The following is a 17141-nucleotide window of genomic DNA, read 5'->3' on the forward strand; positions in this document are numbered from 1 at the left end:
TTCGAATTAAAATGTATTGATAAAATAGAATGGCCGGAAATCGTCATTATTCCGTAACTTTATGGTAAATCCAAATTACATCATGATTCCAGCCAATATTTATATAGACGAATTCGGAAATGCTCATCCTGATCTTTCTAAGAAAGGAGACTTTTCTCATTTTATATACACTTCTGCAATTATCAAAGATCCCGATACGGAAAAGGCCCGCAAGATCCTTCAGGAAATCTGCATGAAATATAAATTGGGCGAAAACCTGGAATCACGGAATATCAAAAATAAAAATTTCAGGAAGAGAAAGGACATCTTACTTGAGCTGATGGAAAAACTGGATTTTGTAGTGGATGTTATGGTAATCGACAAGTCGAAACTCTCCGGTGATGGGCTGAAGACTAAAAAGGTTTTCCATAAATATTTCCAGTCCCTGTTTGTGGAAAAGTACAACCACCGCTATGAAAGCTACTCTATCCATGCCTACCGCGTCGGGGAAACCTTTACCGATGAGCTCCGGGATTACGTCGTCCGCAAAAGCGTCAACCGTGATCTGTTCCACCAGGATAGGAATTTTGAAATCGCTGACGATAAAGATGAAAAGCTTATCCAATTGGCAGACTTTATCTCCGGATGCCTGGGCAAAGTTTTTTGTACCAGCCATTTCGACAGGCAATACATCGAACTGTTCAACCTTCTGCATGCCAGGACTTCTATTACCTACTTCCCTTTCGAGAGTTATCTTACCCGTGAAATCGAGGAAAAACCCGAACTGGACCGCCAGATCATGAAGATGAATTATCAGCTAATCGAAAAGTTCTTCGATTCGGCCAAAGCAGAAAAAGCCCGGGAAAAAGCCCGGCTGCTGGAATATCTGCGGTTCCAGTCCGAACTGAATCCCAACCGACTAGTATCGACTACGGAACTGCTGGTTTATCTCAATAATTTTTTTCCCGCCATCAAAAGCGAACGGATCAGGATCCTGATCCGCGATCTGCGGTACGAAGGCCTCTTTATCGTAAGCCATTCCGGAAAGCCCGGCTATAAGCTGGCCACCCGGTATTCTGATATTTCAGAGCACTTCAACCATTTCCTGAAATACGTTGTGCCAATGCTCCAGAAAGTCAAAATTCTGAATGAAACTCTTTCCCAGCATTCATTCAACGACATTAATCCTATAGAGAAAGATCCCAATATGCAGAAGCTGAAGGAACTGGTTGCAGGAATTTAAGTATCATCGCGTTTATTTTTCAGTATGGAAATATGTATTTAATTTATTTGAAATACGAGTTTCGTGTTGTTTATTTTATTAAATTTGGTTAATAACCATTTGAAATTGAACTCAAAATAAACAATCTAAATTCATAATTCTAAGTCATACAATTTAAATAACTTCGAAAGACTTATCAGCGACGATTATAACTGCTAACTGAATTCAGAGGATTAAAAGAAATTGCGTTTACGAATGTATTTCGGATCATGATGAATACCTTATTGATCGATTAAACCATTCTTAAGCGTGTGGATTGTTTTGAGCAAAAATAATGGAAGAAAACGGACAGTGAAAGAAATCGGAAGTGAGATATCCATGGAAATTTTTATCTATCCTATTTCATCAACCCATTATGACATCCATTTAATAAATAATCTCTTGAAATATGCCACAAAACTTCTCTACTCCCGGAGTATATATTAATGAAGTAAATGCTTTTCCGGATTCAGTGATCCCCGTGAATACTGCGGTCCCTGCTTTTATAGGATATACTCCAAAAGCAACCTATAAAGGAAGATCATATACCAATATTCCGGTAAAAATCACTTCCTTTTCAGATTTTTTATCGATCTACGGTTATCCTGATCCAACTGAATCTGGCAACCCTCGTAAACCATACTGTCCTGAATTTTTTCTTATTCCTCAAAAAGCTACAGTTAATGATGCTGACAGCCTAAGGATTGGCGATCAATCCTATCTTGTATTACCTGATCCCAATACCATCTATTATCTTTATAATAGCATCAGGCTGTTTTATGATAACGGTGGCGAGGAAGCTTACATCGTTTCGGTAGGTACTTACGGTACACCTTCCGGAAAACCTGCTGATCAGGAGACAGGACTGATAAATCCTAATATAAAGCTTGAAGATCTGCTGGCGGGCCTCGCACTTTTGCAGAATGAACAGGAGCCTACCCTCTACGTCTGCCCCGATGCTGTCTTGCTTTCTGATTCAGCTAACGCTTCTTTTTGGAAAACTGCGTTACTGCAATGCAGCCAGATGCAAACCGCTATTGCCCTGATCGATGTGAAAGGCGGCAGGAAGCCTGATGCTGTTTCATATAGTACATCTATACAAAACTTCAGAAATAATATTGGTATTACAGGACTTAATTACGGTGCAGCCTACTACCCTTTCATCGGTACGGCAATCATGCCAGACAACAGTATCGATTATACAAACCTGTTCGGAGGCGATATCAAGCCATTGGAAAAAATCCTGAATCTTTCAGAAAACAATGCAGGTGCTGCAAAAATATTGGCTGATATGCTCCAGCCTTCAGGTAATCTTCTTACGACATCATCATATGATCAGGCCCTTCGAGCTGCCAGCACAGAATACACTGCTATGATGAAGAAAGTCTTAGCATACGCCAATACCTTGCCGCCGAGCGGTGCCGTAGCAGGAATCATTACAGCAACTGATCAGAATACCGGCCCTTGGAAAGCTCCTGCCAATATTGTTATACAGGAAGCTGTATCACTTCCTATTTTATTATCGGATAGCCAGCAAGGCCCTCTGAATATCGATCCTGTTTCAGGTAAATCAATCAATGTTATCCGGTATTTTAATAATTTCGGTATTGTGGTTTGGGGCGCACGTACATTGGACGGAAACAGTCAGGACTGGAGATATATCTCGGTACGAAGAACCATTATTTTTATTGAACAATCCTGTAAACTTGCGGCGCAGGCTTATATATTCAAACCAAATAATTCCAATACCTGGGAATCGGTCAAATCTATGATCAACAGTTTCTTAACCTCTGTCTGGAAACAGGGCGGATTGATGGGTTCCTCTCCCAATGACGCCTTCTCGGTTGATTGTGGCCTGGGAAATACAATGACAAGCGATGATGTATTACATGGAATTATGATCGTAACCATTAAAGTTGCTGTTGCACGGCCTGCAGAATTTATCGTGATTACTTTTCAGCAGCAGATGCAAGCCGCGGATTAACCACTAACAAATATTTGGAACCGGAGCTATGAACAGATAATCTTGTAATTTCTAATTTTATTGGCTTTTTGTAAAGAAAAAAATGAGGCTGCCTCACTTTGGAGGCAACCTCGTTTAATCTTCTGTTCTATCAATTTTGCTACGATACATCAAAACTTACAGCAGCCATCCCGTTCGTTATAACGGTAATTTATTTATCAAAAATACGGTGTCGTATTCTTGATGAAATATTTCCGCACCCAATTCCAGACGCCTTTTATATTCGCCATTTGCAGCAGCACCGACCATATAGCGCAACTGATTTTTACCGTCAGTTGCTGCTTCATAAATCACTTCTGAAACAGTTTCCGGAGGTTCAAGGCCGTTGATCACATCATCGCTGAAAAACATTTTTTTGAATTTATCAAAAAACTCATCATACGCAGGATGTTCCGGTACCACCAAAGAGCGTCCTACAAAATCTGTTTTGGTAGGGCCAGGCTGCACCGTTTTAACCTGGATGCCAAGCTGGTTTAATTCAAAGGCCAAGCTTTCCGTCCACCCTTCGATCGCCCATTTGGTTGCGTGATACAATGAAAAGAATGGATACGCAACCAATCCGCCAATAGAGGAAACGGTGATAAAAACCCCTTTATTTTCCCGAAAATGCGGAATAAATTCTTTTGTCAGTCGGATAACGCCTAAAAGATTCGTATTAATCACCTGCTGGATTTCCTGATCTGTCGTGCCCTCCAAAGCGCCTACCGTACCATAACCCGCATTATTCAATACTACGTCAATCGTATTTTTTGACGTAGCTTCTTTAACTGCAGATTGAATCTGTTCAAAATTGGTAACATCCAAGGGTAAAAGGGTCACATTTTCCAGCTGATTTAGTTCGGTCTCTTTTTCAGGATTTCTCATTGTTGCTATCACATTCCAGTCTTTTTCCTGGAAGAATTTTGCAGTGGCTTTCCCAATTCCTGACGAAGCGCCTGTAATAAAAATTGTTTTTGTCATTGTTCTAAAGAATTTTACTGAAGCAAAAATAGGACAGCCACAAAGCCAGGCGGTAATATAAATCAATCACATCTATACGAAAATCAATCCACCCGGAATTGGCTTGGTGTTATTCTAGTATGCTTTTTGAAAAAATTATGAAAATGAGTCGCTTCTTTAAAACCTAATGCAAATGCGATTTCGGATATATCTTTATTGGTGTATTTTAGCAATATTTTAGATTCAACCAAAATGCGCTCTTGTATGGTAGCAGAGGTAGATTTATTCAGTACTTCCTGTAACGCCTTGTTCAAATGATTGACATGAACAGATAATTTCTCAGCAAAATCGGATGCAGAACGCAAGTTCAGTGTTCCGACATCTTCAACAGGAAACTGACGTTCAAGCAATTCCAGAAATTGAGTCGTAATCTTTTGAGAAGCATTGGTAGCACTCTTCTGAACATTCGCAGCAGGTATTAACTTTTCCGTATTATACAAAAGTTAAAAAACAGACACGCGCATTTTGTCGTATTTGTGCTTGTAATCGGATGTCCATTCGGTAAGCATTTCACGGAACAATTGTGTTGCCCATTCGGCCTGTGTGTCGGTCAGTTCAATAATTGGCAGACCATTCGCCTGAAACACCGAATAGTTTTTCGGATTGCCGAAATGATGAAAAAAGCTCTCCGTAAAAACACAGGAAAATCCGCTTTGGTTGTTGTCAATTTGCTCCCAATTGTAAGGAATCTGCGGATTTGCAAACAGCAAAGCCTGCTTTTTAATTTCTATGGTTTTATCTGAAAAATGCACTTTATTCCTTCCCTGGATAAAGCTTATTTTGTAATAGCCCCTGCGGCTGTATGGGATCGGTTTTATGCTGCAGCCCACCAGGTCATTAAATTTGAACACATTGAAATGTCCAATTTCGCTTTTTAAACTTGTTGGAACTACCTTAAAACGTTCAGCATAAAAATCTTCTAATGTCTCAGCAATCTTCATGGCCCAAAGGTACGAAATTCAAATAATTTAATATTTTAACACACTATATTTCACTTTCACTCAGGATCAGTTGAAATGAAAGGAAAATAACAAGGAAAGATGTTATTGAAATTTACTTTTTTTTGGTTGAAAATAACCATTGACTTTATCTTGTCGATTGCTGTACATTTGCTTCCGTCATCAAGCGATTGGTCTTCAGAGTTTTTATATGATGTAAAAATGGGGTCACCAGACAGACCCGAATCAGAAGACTTTTTCTTTTCAGACCAATGTTCAATACCTAAAGACCCTTAACTGTATGTTCTATAAACTCCAACAATATAAATCAGTTCAATGGATGATTATCCATATCAGATATCTCATTGCGTTGGCCTTTGTGCCTTCCGGATTTACAAAACTGATTGGCGAAAGATTTACCCAGCTGCCAAAATCTGCAGCTGTCGGCCAGTTCTTTGAAGCCATTTACCAAGCAAGTTTATATTACCATTTTTTGGGGTTGGCGCAGATCATTACAGCAATACTTCTGATGACCCAGCGGTTTGCTCTGTTAGGTACATTTTTATTTTTAGCGATCACCAGCAATATCTGGGTGATCACCATTTCTCTGCCTTTCAAAGGAACCTGGATCATTACGAGCCTGATGATGTTTGCCGGCTGTATTTTATTGTATTGGGACAAGAACAGAATAGCCGCACTCTATTCTGACCGTGATATGCCAAATAAAAAATATGCACCTAAGGCATCAAAACTGTGGATCAACGCCGGCATTATTTATATCATCGCCCTTCTCACGCTTTGCTATGCAGGTCCAAAAACAGATGTAGTCTCAAAAGGCATTGCCATCGTCACAGACTTCGTTTTGGGAACTACATTCCTCTATACCAATTTTGTTTTCTGGAAAAAAATCAAATAGGGTCATCATAACAGAATGTCCTGTAGATGAATCCCTCTCTGCATTTGATAATAATCAATCTATAAATTGTTCTTATGAAATTTTTCTTTTTTCGCCTTGCTGTAGTTTTTTCAATCGCTTATTCCGTCCAGAGCAAAGCCTGCTCCGCTTTTTTACTGACCGGAAAAGAGCATAATGTCGTAGGTTTCAATGAAAACTGGAAAACAATGCCGGGAATGATTGTCATCAACAAACGCGATATTTTAAAAAGGAATATCAGCTGGCAGAATCTGACTACTGATCAGCTACGGCCTGACACACAATGGACCTCAAAATTCGGTTCCGTTACCTTTAATCTTTTAGGATATGATTTTCCCTGCTACGGGGTCAATGAAAAAGGTCTTTTTTTAGTTGAATTATATCTGGAAGAAACCACTAAAGTATATAATGCAAAACAGCCCAATCTGTTCTGGGCACAATGGATCCAGTATCAGCTGGATAATTACCAATCGGTTAAAGAAGTGGTGGATCATCTGAATGACGGGCCAAATATAGACTGGTGGCCCAATGCAGCGGGAAGTCATTTTTTCCTGACTGATGCAAAAGGAAACTTTGCTACGATTGCCTTACTGAACGGTAAATATACCGTACTGACAAATAAGGAAATGCCCATGCCTTTGCTATGCAATAACCAATACTCGAAGGATCTGGCAGCTGCTAAAAAGTTTGATTTTCTTGGCGGAAATGAAAAGTTTGATCCGGATCAAAATAAAAATTAGGAAGACCGTTATAACCGTGCCTATTACATGCTGAAGAACTATAAGTACGATAAAAAACCGGTTGATTACGCCTGGAATATTTTAAATTCGATACACCCCGGTGAATGGCAGACCGTTATTGATACGAAGAAAATGAATCTGTACTTCAGATCCGACCTTAGAAAAGAGGTGAAAACCATTGCGATCAGCAAGCTGGATTTTTCTAAAAATGCGGCTGTAAAATACCTGGATATTCACACTGATGAAAAAGGAACCGTTAACCGCTGTTTTCAAAATCTGACCTTGGTAAAAAATAACCAGTATGTTGAGAAAGGATTTCCGATTGGGTATGACAATAAAGAGTTTGGAACCTCCCTTATCTTTGAGAAACTGAAAAAAAATATAGTAAAATTCTTCGAGAACATCCTGCCTGAATCTTAAACATTAATAATTTTCAATATGGGTTATCTTATGCTCCAAAAATAAGAAAGTCCTGATACGAATTATAGGCATATTGTGAATCAGCAACTATTAATAAAAAGAATAATGCGAAGTTTATTAATTAAATCATGTGCGTCATATTAATTGCATGTTGTATACCACAATCACCACTTAATATAAAAATAAAATCCTCAACTAAAAAGCCAGGGATTTTATTTTAAGCGTCTGATGAAATTTGTTTCCGATACGGTCGCAATACATGTCCAAAGATCCACGCAGGCAAACAGCCTAATCTAAGCCGTATGATTATTGCAGAAATAAACCCGAAAACGTATTCCGGGTTTATGAGATCATATTTGTTAAATATTCTTTTTTTTCGGCCTTGCCCCGTATTTGTTGATGAGGAAGTAAGTGATCACCACCAGCATTATGCTTAAGGTAAGCTGCGATTGTTCAGGGCTTACGATTTCCTGATAGAAGTGATATCCAAAAAATACAGATACGGTGGCAATGATCAGTTGTTGAGCAAACGAATAGTTGTTTTCAAGAATGGTTTTCATAATGATATTTTTATTGTTATTTATAGAGTAAGTATAATCGGTTGAAATATGTTACAGAAAAAATTAAATTTTAAACACCCTTATCAATAACTAACTGATTATCAAATACAAAAATCACATCAATGGTGATTAACTAAAACATTAAAATACAGAAACTTTTAATATCATGATTCTATTTGCAAATCAGACAGTGGATTCACAGACACGATTTAAAAGTTGAGGGAAAAATTATTAGATATTACCCAAAACAAAGCCCGCAATTTTAAAATTGCAGGCTTAATAAGTTTTCGCGGAAAGTAAGGAATTTTTATCTGGTCTTTTTCAATATCCGATAAGCATCGTTTTTTAATTTTCGGAATCAAGTGCTACGATTTGCCATGATCACATCAGAGAAATTTTTTGTTCCTTCATGTTTCGTGAATTGATGATTATCTACCTTGCGCATAGCCTCCAAATCCGGATCAAAAATCCGGAAAATAGGGTATACTAAATAGATAGATCAGGCTATGAGATATTTACGTATATTTAGATAACCGGAAATAGCTGGATATATTAAACAAACTAATACAAACCTCTCATGAAAAACCTGACAAAACTATCAAAAAAGCTCACCAAAAAAAATCTGAAAACAATTGTTGCAGGGAATGATCCTGATTTATCACATCCTTTGTGTACACCTACGCAGTGTGAGACTTTGGATGCCAACTGTGATTATCATAGCTGTCCTACTGTATTTCCTGATCCGGAATAGAAAGTGATAATAGAATCCCGTAGGTAAATCGATTCTTAAAATTGTGATGTTAAACGTTTTAGGCTCAAAAATATCGGAGAAAGATTCACTTAAAAAATCTGATAAATTCATCAGGAATTGAAAGTTTATTTTGAATTCTTAACTAGCGTCAGCTTTTCTCTCAATCAGATCCCATAAATTACCGTATAAATCACTAAATACGGCTACGGTTCCATAGGATTCAACCACTGGCTCACGAACAAATGAAATCCCGTTCTCGAGCATGGATTGATATGATCGATCAAAGTGATCCGTTTCGAGGAACAGAAAAACTCTGCCCCCGCTTTGATTGCCCACGGCTGACAGTTGTTGCTCATTTGCAGCCTTAGCCAACAGAAGACAGCATCCGGAGGAACCGGGAGGCTTAATCAGTACCCAGCGTTTGGTTTCTGAAAGACGGGTATCTTCCACAAGATCAAATCCTAATTTTTGGATGTAAAAATCAAGGGCTTCATCGTAGTCTTTAACCAGAAGTGAAATATGAATGATGGATTGTTTCATTCTTTGTAATATGTATTACTTTTTTAAATACTTTATTGAGATGCCCAGCTGGCCCATATGGTATAAATCGTGATGGATAAGCCCCTGCAGGAAATACCGGAAGTCTTTCCCATAATCGGCTGAGATGGTATTGAGATAGGTATCATTTTTATCGTTTAAGATGTCGATAAGCTCCTGCTTGCTTTGGTACAGTTCTTTTTTTAGCGCTTCCCATCCGGCGGGACGCAATTCATCATTGGTTTTCCAATTGGAAGGATCATCAAGTTCCAGCCGAACCGCTGCACCCTTCAGCCGGCCCATAACTGCCCTGCGCCAGACAATAAGATGTGAAATCAATTCCGCAGGACTATGCAGATCAGGCAGCGGCCGGGTGAACGCCTCCGTTTCATTAATCTGTTCAAATTTCTTTGTAAAAGTTTCATCCAGCCATACGTCGCCATCATGCAGATCATTGAATTGCTTTATTATATCTTCGATCAGGATTGTTGCCATAATTTTCTTGTTATCAATTTTAAATTACGAATAATTTATGGATATCCCGTCAAATGATTAACGATAAAGCAGGTAAGAATATAGGAAATTACAATAATTTTAGGGTCTAAAGAATGTTCTCCCCTGCTTTTTACTAATCCCCAATTTCTGTTTTAGAGCCTACATGATAAACGTTTTTGTAAATTTCAGCAGATATTTTAGTAAAAAAAGCCTGCGATTTAAAAATCGCAGGCTTTTTTGTTTTTGGCGGAGAGTGAGGGATTCGAACCCCCGGACCTGTTACAGTCAACAGTTTTCAAGACTGCCGCAATCGACCACTCTGCCAACTCTCCCTGAACTCCGGTTGTACCGTCGTTTTCAGTGGTGCAAATATAAAACGTTTTTCTATTTTGGCAAAACAATTTTAAAACAAATTTTAACAAATCGTAATAATCGGCTAAAAATCAGCCTTTTTATTTTTCGGTTTTAAATAAAAAAGCGTGTCCTAGTAAAGGAACACGCTTTTTCAATATTGATTCTATTCTGAATTAACGTAATTCAGCAAGATATTTTTCTGCATCCATAGCCGCCATACAGCCGCTACCAGCAGCCGTAATCGCCTGTCTGTAGATATGATCCTGCACGTCTCCGGCTGCGAAAACGCCCGGAAGGTTTGTTTTTGCAGTCCCCTTTTCGGTAGCAATGTATCCGTTTTCATCCAGATCGATCTGCCCAACGAAAATTTCCGTATTCGGCTTATGCCCGATGGCGATAAAAATACCGTGTACGTCGATCGTTGATGTTTCCTGAGTCTGATTGTTAATGACCACTGCTCTTTCAACCAGGTTATTTTCTCCTTCGATCCCGATCAGCTCATGGTGGAACTTCACTTCGATGTTCGGGGTATTGTTTACCCGGTGGATCATTGCTTTGGATGCCCTGAATTCATCTTTTCTTACCAGCATCGTTACTTTGTTTACCAATTTTGCAAGATACGTTGCTTCTTCGGCAGCAGTATCTCCGGCGCCTACCACCACAACATCTTTTCCTCTGTAGAAAAATCCGTCGCAGGTTGCACAGGCCGAAACACCTCCCCCATTATATTTTTTCTCGTCATCCAGACCCAGATATTTGGCCGTGGCTCCGGTAGAAATAATCACGGTTCTCGCAAAGATCTCTTTATTTCCAGCATACAATTTGTGAATACCGCCGACCTCTTTGGAAAATTCAACTTTGGTGATCATTTCATAATGCACCTTGGTATCGAAGCGTTCCGCTTGTTTCTGCAAATCCATCATCATTTCAGGACCTGTAATTCCTGTCGGATATCCCGGGAAGTTGTCTACTTCCGTGGTGGTGGTTAATTGTCCGCCCGGCTCCAAACCTGTATACAATTCAGGCTTCAAATCTGCTCTTGCCGCATAAATAGCTGCTGTAAAGCCGGAAGGTCCGGATCCAACGATCACACAATCTAAAATGTTTTGCTCCATAATTTGCTTTTCAAAAGGATTTTAAAATTTACGTCCGCTAAGTTCGTAATTTTTAATATGTATTTAAAGTTATTTTAATGATACTTGTCAATATCTGATATGTTAAATGTCAATGAAAAATTGGATAGTCAATTGTGGATGGTTAATTGTGAATTTTCTATACTGCTGAAATTCACCAGCGAAGCGGATTGACCATTCACCATTCACTTTCTAAAAAACCACTCCGTCAAAAATTCTTTCTGAATTTTTGCCACCCTTGCGGAGGAGGGGAATTTTCGGTTAAGGTTTTGGCAGTTTGTCAATAACGGAGAATTTTCACCTTTTTAAATTGACCAGCGAAGCGGATTGACCATTCACCATTCACTCTTCACACTTTCATCTTAATTTTATCGACATTGATGATTTTATACACCAGTTCTTTGATCAGTTCCGCTTCACTCATGTTGACGGCGCCCAAGCCTTTCCCTTTCATATCGAATTCCCTGAGAATGGAGATGACCCTCGTTGCATGTTTCAAAGGATACAATCTTGCCGATTCCGCATAGTCTTTGATGAAATAAGGATTGACGCCCATCTGGGAAGCGATAGCCTGTGGAGACTGACCCGCCATGGTGTTGTAAATTATCACGTTGGAAAAATAATTATACAAGCTCGCCAGCATCATTACGAAAGGATTGTTCTTCGGGTTTTTCCCCATGAAATGAGCGATTTTAAAAGCTGCGTTGGCATTTTTTGTTCCTAATGCTTTCTGCAATTCAAAAACGTTGTATTCTTTGCTGATCCCGATGTGGTCTTCGACGATCTTACCGTCTAATATTTCGCCGGGCTTCAGGATGATTTTAAGCTTATTCAGTTCATTAGCGATCCTTGAAAGGTCGTTTCCTAAATATTCTGCCAAGAGGTGGGAAATGTTCGGGGCTGTTTTTATGCTTAGCCTGATGCATTCATCGGCAATCCACTTCGGAAGGTGCGCTTCTTTGATGGATTCACTCAAAAATAAAGTTCCTGTTTTTTCCAAAGATTTGGTGACCTTTTTCCGGCTGTCGAGTTTTTTATGCTTGTGCGCAAAGACCAAAACAGTAGACGGTACCGGATTCTGAACATACGCTTCCAAAGCATTGCTTTCGCTTTCAGCCATCCTCAAATCCTGGGCTTCCTTTACAATAATCACCTGCTTGTCCCCCATCATCGGGAACTGCCTGGCCAATGAAAGGATTTCGTGATACGAGGTATCTTTGCCGTAGACGACGGTTTGGTTGAATGCTTTTTCATCTTCCGTTAAAAAGTCGTGTTCAAGGGCTTTTAATGCAAGATCGATAAAGTAGGGTTCTTCTCCGTGGAAAAAATAAATGGGTAAAACTTCTTTATTTTTAATATTTTTGAGGATTAAATCTAATTCTTTCATCTTATAAATGGAACTTCCAAAACTGAATTTTCAGGAAACTTTTGATTTTAAATTCAAGAAAGACAAAGATAAGTTTTTTATTTATGATCTTGTTCGTAAAACCTATCTTTTGCTTACGCCTGAGGAATGGGTTCGGCAGCATTGGGTCCATTATTATCTGACGGTAAAATCCTACTCTGTTTCTGCCCTGATTACGGAAAAAAAGATCGTTTTAAACGGATTGACGAAAAGAATCGACCTTTTGATCACCGAAAAAACCCAGCCCAAAATTTTAATCGAATGCAAGGCGCCGCAGATTAAACTGACGGAGAAAACCTTTGAACAGACCGCCCGGTACAATTCGATTATCGGCGCAAAGGAGATTGTGTTGACGAACGGGCTGCAGCATATTCACGCGTTTTTTGAAAATGGGGAATACCTGTTTTACAGGCCGTGATCATTTTACCTTTCTTGTCATTGGGTTGTACCCGATTCTGATTTAAGCCACGCCGTTGGAGCTTGGTTTTGCGCTGCTTTTATTTCGGGTAAATCTTGCTGCGTTGTCATAAGGCTTTGCCCTGTGCTGGTTTTAGTCGCCAAGTTGGGGCTTGATGCGTATGTTTAATTTTGAAATTTTTGTTTGGATAAAAGAGGTTCAAAATGACGGATTAACCTCATGAAATTTATATTCCTGTGATTTGTATTGAAGCACGATTTTTGTACTGATGACCACTGTCCTAGCCCCGATTGCAGTGAAAATCCTTTTTTGAAAAAAAAGATTGCAGCGGAAAGCGGGAAAAAGCTCCTAAAAAACAAAATTTATGACAACATCTATCTTATTGAGTGCGGCTTTGTTTGCCTCCGCGTCCTTATTCAGCCAAAATCTTAAACCTGTTGCTTATCAGGACGGTTCCCAGAAACTGAACGGTCTCGTAACGTCCAACGCCGGAAAGAAGCTTCCGGGAGTGCTTGTTTTACCTGCATGGAAAGGCATTGACGATGAAGCGAAAAATGCCGCCGCCGATCTTGAAAAGCAGGGTTACATCGCTTTTGTAGCCGACATTTACGGAGAAGGAAATATTCCTGCCGATAATACAGCAGCAGCAAAGACTTCCGGTTATTACAAAAAAAATTATGAAGCTTACCAAAAGAGAATAACACTTGCCCTGGAACAGCTGAAGAAAAACGGAGCGATTCCGGAACGTATTGCCGTGATCGGTTACTGCTTCGGGGGAACAGGTGCCCTTGAATCGGCGAGAGGAAAGCTGCCGGTCGTAGGCGTTGTTTCGATCCACGGAAGCATTGGAAAAGACCAGTCGAGACCCAACAGACCTATTTCAACAAAAATTCTGGTGGAAAACCCGGCAGACGACCAGAGCGTAACACCGGAAGATTACAATAACCTGATCAAGGAATTGAATGATGGAAATGCCGACTGGCAGATCATTACCTATGCGCATTCCAAACATACATTCACCGATCCGAAGTCACCGGATTACAATCCCGTAATGGCAAAGAGAGCGTGGAATCATACGCTGATGTTTCTGAAGGAAATTCTGAAATAATACAACTATATAACAGTGTAGCAATGTAACAAGTAAAATGTTATTGCATTGCTACACTGTTCAATTATCAGATTGGTAGATTTTACTATTTTGCTTCCAGTTCTACCTTATAATCTTTAGGTGAATATTTGGTAAGAGAACCGGTAGCAGCATCGATTCCTACACCGATAGCTCCGCCCAAAAGAATATTAACCAAAGTAACAGGATTGAACGTTTTGGTAAGCTTCACTTCTTTAGTGTTAAACCCCTCTTTTTCAAAAGTCACCATTTGCTTGCTTAAAGATCTTGGGATCTCAGCGGTACAAGGTGTCGTGCATTTTTCGATCCCTTTATGGATTACTTTAGCACCTTCGGGAGTGGAATTAAATGTGATTTTGTCCTTGGTTCCGGTAAGGATGGTTGCGCATGAAGTCATGGACAAAGTAACGCCCAGTAAAAAGGCTGCTGAAAATTTGTTTTTCATAGTTTAAGTTTTTCTAATCTTAAAAATTTTCGCGAACATACGAAATTTGAAACAATGAAACAATGTGCTTTTAATAATGTAACAATATAACGGTACAGCAATGTATCAATGTTGAGATATTACACTGTTAACCGTTAAATTATCAGATGATTATATTACCTTAAATATTGAAATAAAAAAACAGTGCGACAATTACCGGAATAAGTAATTGTTGCACTTTTACCTTATTAAATGGTTACATTGCATTAATCAACCCCTTCTACTTCCCGGTGTACCGATTCCATGGAAAAGGCGGGAAGACAGACGGAAAGGTACTCACATTCTTCCGGAAACGGATTGCTGTACCGGATTCTTGCCCCTTTTTCGATCATAATGCTCTGCCCTTTTTCCAGGACGACAGTTTCACCATCGATTTCAAACTGTTTTTTCCCTGAAATGATGTAAGTAAATTCATCAAACTCAGGGGTCTGGTGCGGTTCGCTCCATCCTGCCGGGGCGATCATATGGGCAATGGAAACGTCTGAGGTTCCGCTGGAGTTTCCCCAATGTTCTTCGATCAGTTTTCCGTCGGTGGTTGGAACAATAAACGGATTCTGTTGGATTTTAAATTTTTTCATAAACTATTTATTTTTGGATCTGGTATAAGATATTGATTCGGGAAGGTTCTCCGAAATAAGCCACTTCATGTTCACCGAGGTTTTTGGCACCCAATCTTTCCATTGCGGTCCGCGAACGGATGTTGTCTTTTCCGACATGGAAATATACGGTTTCCACAAACTGAAAGATATAATCCAGCATCAGTTTCTTGATCTGCGGATTGATCTTTTTTCCCCACGATTTTGTCCCATAAAAGGTGTAGCCGATAAAGATGCTGTTGTTTTCTTCATCATAATCGTAAAAACGGGTGCTGCCCAGCATTTCTCCGGTCAATCTGTCAACTATTTTAAAAGCGCCCCGGCTTTCGATAGCGCCTTTAAAAAAGTTTTCGAAGACTTTTCTCTGATAGCGGTCTCTGTTGGGATGCTGTTCCCAGACCCGAGGATCGGAAGCCACTTCGTATAAAGACTCAAAATCCCCTTGCTGTAAGGGGATTAACTGATATTTTTCGTTTTCTAAAAGGGTCTGAACAGAAAACTTCATTTTTTAGCTTTTTGTTTTTGCCGCGTCGGATTCAATTTTTTTGATCTCTTTCAGCTTTTCTGCGATTTTCGTCACGGCATCCGGTTTTGAAGGCTTTAAAGGAACCTCAGCCTGCGCATAGTCCCATTTCAACACCAGGTTGGCCGAATTTTCGTCGGTCGGGTTCAACGTGATCTCAAACCACTCCTGCTTGTCGGCAAGCTTGTTTACCGGAACGGTAATGTCTACCACATCCTGCTTAGGATCATACGTAAAAGCCCCCCACTGCTGGAAATCTTTATTTAAAATGACCTTCCACTCTTTTTCAGTTGGAACGATGAACAATCCATAGGTTCCGGCCTGAACGATTTTACCGCCGAAATTTACCGACTGCCCGAACGTAATTTTCGTCGAGGAGTTGGCGCCTGCTCTCCAAATCTGCCCGTAAGGTACCAGTTCGCCGAAAATTTTTCTTCCTTTCACTCCCGGTCTTCCATAGTCTATGGTAATTTTAGACATGGAAAACTGCTGCTCCACTTTCTGACGCGGACTCGCCGCCGGTACCGAATACTCCTGTGCAAAACTGAAAACCGAAGCCGAAAGGCACACGGCAAATAATAACTTTTTCACTTTTTTAAATTTTGTTTAAAAATACGAAATTGAATACAGAAATGATTTTCCGGGCCTGATAAATTTTGTTAAATTAAACCGGAACGTTGTCTTGACTTAAAATTATTTTTGTCTGCTTAATATGGCTCAGGTCATAATGGTTTGTTTTTGCTGAGCGACGAATTACTTTAGAGTATTTTAAATTTCTTTCCCGTTATTCTTTGGTTCGGATAAAAACTAATTTTATTTTTACATCCGATAAAATCATCAAATGAACAAAATAACCGCGCTTCTACTCCTTCTATTTTCTTTCTCCACCATAAACGCACAGGAAATTATTCCGTTCAGAATGACGAAATACAATAACCTGATTGTTAAAACCCAGGTAAACAATAAAGATTCCTTAGACCTGATGTTCCAGATTGCCATGGAAGAAGCTTCTGTTTCTCCGGAACGTAAAAGAAGTGCCAACCATATCATTTTTAAAGACGGAATAAGTGACGGCAATACCATAACCACAGGAAAAAACACTTATCGGGATGTCCGGTTATTTGATAATGAGCTTACCGGTCACGAGGCCGACGGAAAGATTGGGACAGGAATTTTTAAAGGAAGAATTTTTAAGATCGACTATGATAACCACCGGTTTTTAGTTTATGAAACCATGCCTGACCTGAAAGGTTATCAAACGGTTACATTGGTGTACAGAAACGGTCAGCTTTTTATTCAGGCAGAGAATGTCATTGACGGGAAAACCATAACCGGTGATTTTCTTCTGCAATCCGGATATTCCGGCGGGATTATTTACAGCAACGCCTTTGCTGATGGAAAAGACCTCGACCAAAAGCTGAAATCACTGGTGAAAAAACACTAAGAAACTCAGCCGGAAAAAGCA

Annotated in this window: 21 protein-coding genes and 1 tRNA gene; 9 read left to right on the plus strand and 13 right to left on the minus strand. The window is 39.6% G+C overall.

The window, feature by feature from the left end; genetic code table 11:
• The first annotated feature begins 82 nt into the window (after positions 1 to 82).
• Positions 83 to 1222, plus strand: a complete 1140-nt coding sequence (locus QE422_RS14430) for a DUF3800 domain-containing protein (protein ID WP_307459774.1) — start codon at positions 83 to 85, stop codon at positions 1220 to 1222.
• Between the two features lie 427 nt (positions 1223 to 1649).
• Complete coding sequence (locus QE422_RS14435; protein ID WP_307459777.1) at positions 1650 to 3224, plus strand: phage tail sheath C-terminal domain-containing protein; 1575 nt, start codon at positions 1650 to 1652, stop codon at positions 3222 to 3224.
• Between the two features lie 177 nt (positions 3225 to 3401).
• Here the strand turns inward: QE422_RS14435 and QE422_RS14440 are convergent, their stop codons facing one another.
• The 3 genes from QE422_RS14440 to QE422_RS14450 all read right to left on the minus strand — a co-directional run bounded on the left by QE422_RS14440 (position 3402) and on the right by QE422_RS14450 (position 5203).
• The gene (locus tag QE422_RS14440) at positions 3402 to 4223 is read right to left on the minus strand and encodes an SDR family oxidoreductase (RefSeq protein WP_307459779.1); all 822 of its coding nucleotides are present in this window, start codon (positions 4221 to 4223) and stop codon (positions 3402 to 3404) included.
• An 83-nt stretch (positions 4224 to 4306) separates the two neighbouring features.
• Positions 4307 to 4702 carry an AraC family transcriptional regulator gene (locus QE422_RS14445; protein WP_307459781.1) on the minus strand — a complete coding sequence of 132 codons (396 nt, stop codon included), beginning with the start codon at positions 4700 to 4702 and terminating at the stop codon, positions 4307 to 4309.
• Between the two features lie 3 nt (positions 4703 to 4705).
• Positions 4706 to 5203 carry a hypothetical protein gene (locus QE422_RS14450; protein ID WP_307459783.1) on the minus strand — a complete coding sequence of 166 codons (498 nt, stop codon included), beginning with the start codon at positions 5201 to 5203 and terminating at the stop codon, positions 4706 to 4708.
• Positions 5204 to 5540: 337 nt separating this feature from the next.
• On the opposite strand from QE422_RS14450, the gene QE422_RS14455 reads away from it, so the two are divergent.
• The 3 genes from QE422_RS14455 to QE422_RS14465 all read left to right on the plus strand — a co-directional run bounded on the left by QE422_RS14455 (position 5541) and on the right by QE422_RS14465 (position 7294).
• Complete coding sequence (locus QE422_RS14455) at positions 5541 to 6116, plus strand: DoxX family protein (RefSeq protein WP_307459787.1); 576 nt, start codon at positions 5541 to 5543, stop codon at positions 6114 to 6116.
• Between the two features lie 74 nt (positions 6117 to 6190).
• Positions 6191 to 6874: a linear amide C-N hydrolase gene (locus QE422_RS14460; RefSeq protein ID WP_307459790.1), complete on the plus strand. Its 684-nt coding sequence runs from the start codon at positions 6191 to 6193 to the stop codon at positions 6872 to 6874.
• Positions 6875 to 6901: 27 nt separating this feature from the next.
• Positions 6902 to 7294 (plus strand): hypothetical protein, encoded by a 393-nt coding sequence (locus QE422_RS14465; protein ID WP_307459792.1) that lies wholly within the window; start codon positions 6902 to 6904, stop codon positions 7292 to 7294.
• 359 nt (positions 7295 to 7653) lie between these two features.
• Here QE422_RS14465 and QE422_RS14470 read toward each other — a convergent pair whose 3' ends face one another.
• Entirely contained in the window at positions 7654 to 7854 is a 201-nt protein-coding gene (locus QE422_RS14470; RefSeq protein WP_307459795.1) for a hypothetical protein, read from the minus strand.
• 577 nt (positions 7855 to 8431) lie between these two features.
• Here QE422_RS14470 and QE422_RS14475 point away from each other — a divergent pair.
• Entirely contained in the window at positions 8432 to 8605 is a 174-nt protein-coding gene (locus QE422_RS14475) for a hypothetical protein (RefSeq protein ID WP_307459798.1), read from the plus strand.
• Positions 8606 to 8743: 138 nt separating this feature from the next.
• Here QE422_RS14475 and QE422_RS14480 read toward each other — a convergent pair whose 3' ends face one another.
• The 5 genes from QE422_RS14480 to holA form a co-directional block, all read right to left on the minus strand.
• On the minus strand, positions 8744 to 9145 hold the full coding sequence (locus QE422_RS14480; RefSeq protein WP_307459800.1) for a VOC family protein: 402 nt from the start codon (positions 9143 to 9145) through the stop codon (positions 8744 to 8746).
• Positions 9146 to 9160: 15 nt separating this feature from the next.
• Positions 9161 to 9637, minus strand: a complete 477-nt coding sequence (locus QE422_RS14485; RefSeq protein ID WP_307459802.1) for a DinB family protein — start codon at positions 9635 to 9637, stop codon at positions 9161 to 9163.
• A gap of 244 nt (positions 9638 to 9881) precedes the next feature.
• Positions 9882 to 9969 (minus strand) — tRNA-Ser (locus tag QE422_RS14490).
• A gap of 195 nt (positions 9970 to 10164) precedes the next feature.
• Positions 10165 to 11106: a thioredoxin-disulfide reductase gene (trxB, locus tag QE422_RS14495; RefSeq protein ID WP_307459805.1), complete on the minus strand. Its 942-nt coding sequence runs from the start codon at positions 11104 to 11106 to the stop codon at positions 10165 to 10167.
• A gap of 367 nt (positions 11107 to 11473) precedes the next feature.
• Positions 11474 to 12511, minus strand: coding sequence for a DNA polymerase III subunit delta (gene holA, locus QE422_RS14500; RefSeq protein WP_307459808.1), 1038 nt, complete (start codon positions 12509 to 12511; stop codon positions 11474 to 11476).
• A 7-nt stretch (positions 12512 to 12518) separates the two neighbouring features.
• Here holA and QE422_RS14505 point away from each other — a divergent pair, with 7 nt between their 5' ends.
• Together QE422_RS14505 and QE422_RS14510 are read left to right on the plus strand one after the other, a co-directional pair.
• Positions 12519 to 12947: a type I restriction enzyme HsdR N-terminal domain-containing protein gene (locus QE422_RS14505; protein ID WP_307459810.1), complete on the plus strand. Its 429-nt coding sequence runs from the start codon at positions 12519 to 12521 to the stop codon at positions 12945 to 12947.
• Between the two features lie 364 nt (positions 12948 to 13311).
• On the plus strand, positions 13312 to 14055 hold the full coding sequence (locus tag QE422_RS14510) for a dienelactone hydrolase family protein (protein WP_307459813.1): 744 nt from the start codon (positions 13312 to 13314) through the stop codon (positions 14053 to 14055).
• Positions 14056 to 14140: 85 nt separating this feature from the next.
• Here QE422_RS14510 and QE422_RS14515 read toward each other — a convergent pair whose 3' ends face one another.
• The 4 genes from QE422_RS14515 to QE422_RS14530 form a co-directional block, all read right to left on the minus strand.
• Complete coding sequence (locus tag QE422_RS14515; RefSeq protein WP_307459816.1) at positions 14141 to 14518, minus strand: PEGA domain-containing protein; 378 nt, start codon at positions 14516 to 14518, stop codon at positions 14141 to 14143.
• 245 nt (positions 14519 to 14763) lie between these two features.
• The gene (locus tag QE422_RS14520; protein ID WP_307459819.1) at positions 14764 to 15135 is read right to left on the minus strand and encodes a cupin domain-containing protein; all 372 of its coding nucleotides are present in this window, start codon (positions 15133 to 15135) and stop codon (positions 14764 to 14766) included.
• Between the two features lie 7 nt (positions 15136 to 15142).
• Positions 15143 to 15658 (minus strand): GNAT family N-acetyltransferase, encoded by a 516-nt coding sequence (locus QE422_RS14525; RefSeq protein ID WP_307459822.1) that lies wholly within the window; start codon positions 15656 to 15658, stop codon positions 15143 to 15145.
• A 3-nt stretch (positions 15659 to 15661) separates the two neighbouring features.
• Positions 15662 to 16267, minus strand: a complete 606-nt coding sequence (locus tag QE422_RS14530; RefSeq protein WP_307459823.1) for a DUF2911 domain-containing protein — start codon at positions 16265 to 16267, stop codon at positions 15662 to 15664.
• Positions 16268 to 16517: 250 nt separating this feature from the next.
• Between QE422_RS14530 and QE422_RS14535 the strand changes: the two genes are divergently transcribed.
• Positions 16518 to 17120 carry a hypothetical protein gene (locus QE422_RS14535; protein ID WP_307459826.1) on the plus strand — a complete coding sequence of 201 codons (603 nt, stop codon included), beginning with the start codon at positions 16518 to 16520 and terminating at the stop codon, positions 17118 to 17120.
• Positions 17121 to 17141: the final 21 nt, after the last annotated feature.

The organism is Chryseobacterium sp. SORGH_AS_0447 (assembly GCF_030818695.1).
Classification (GTDB): Bacteria; Bacteroidota; Bacteroidia; order Flavobacteriales; family Weeksellaceae; genus Chryseobacterium.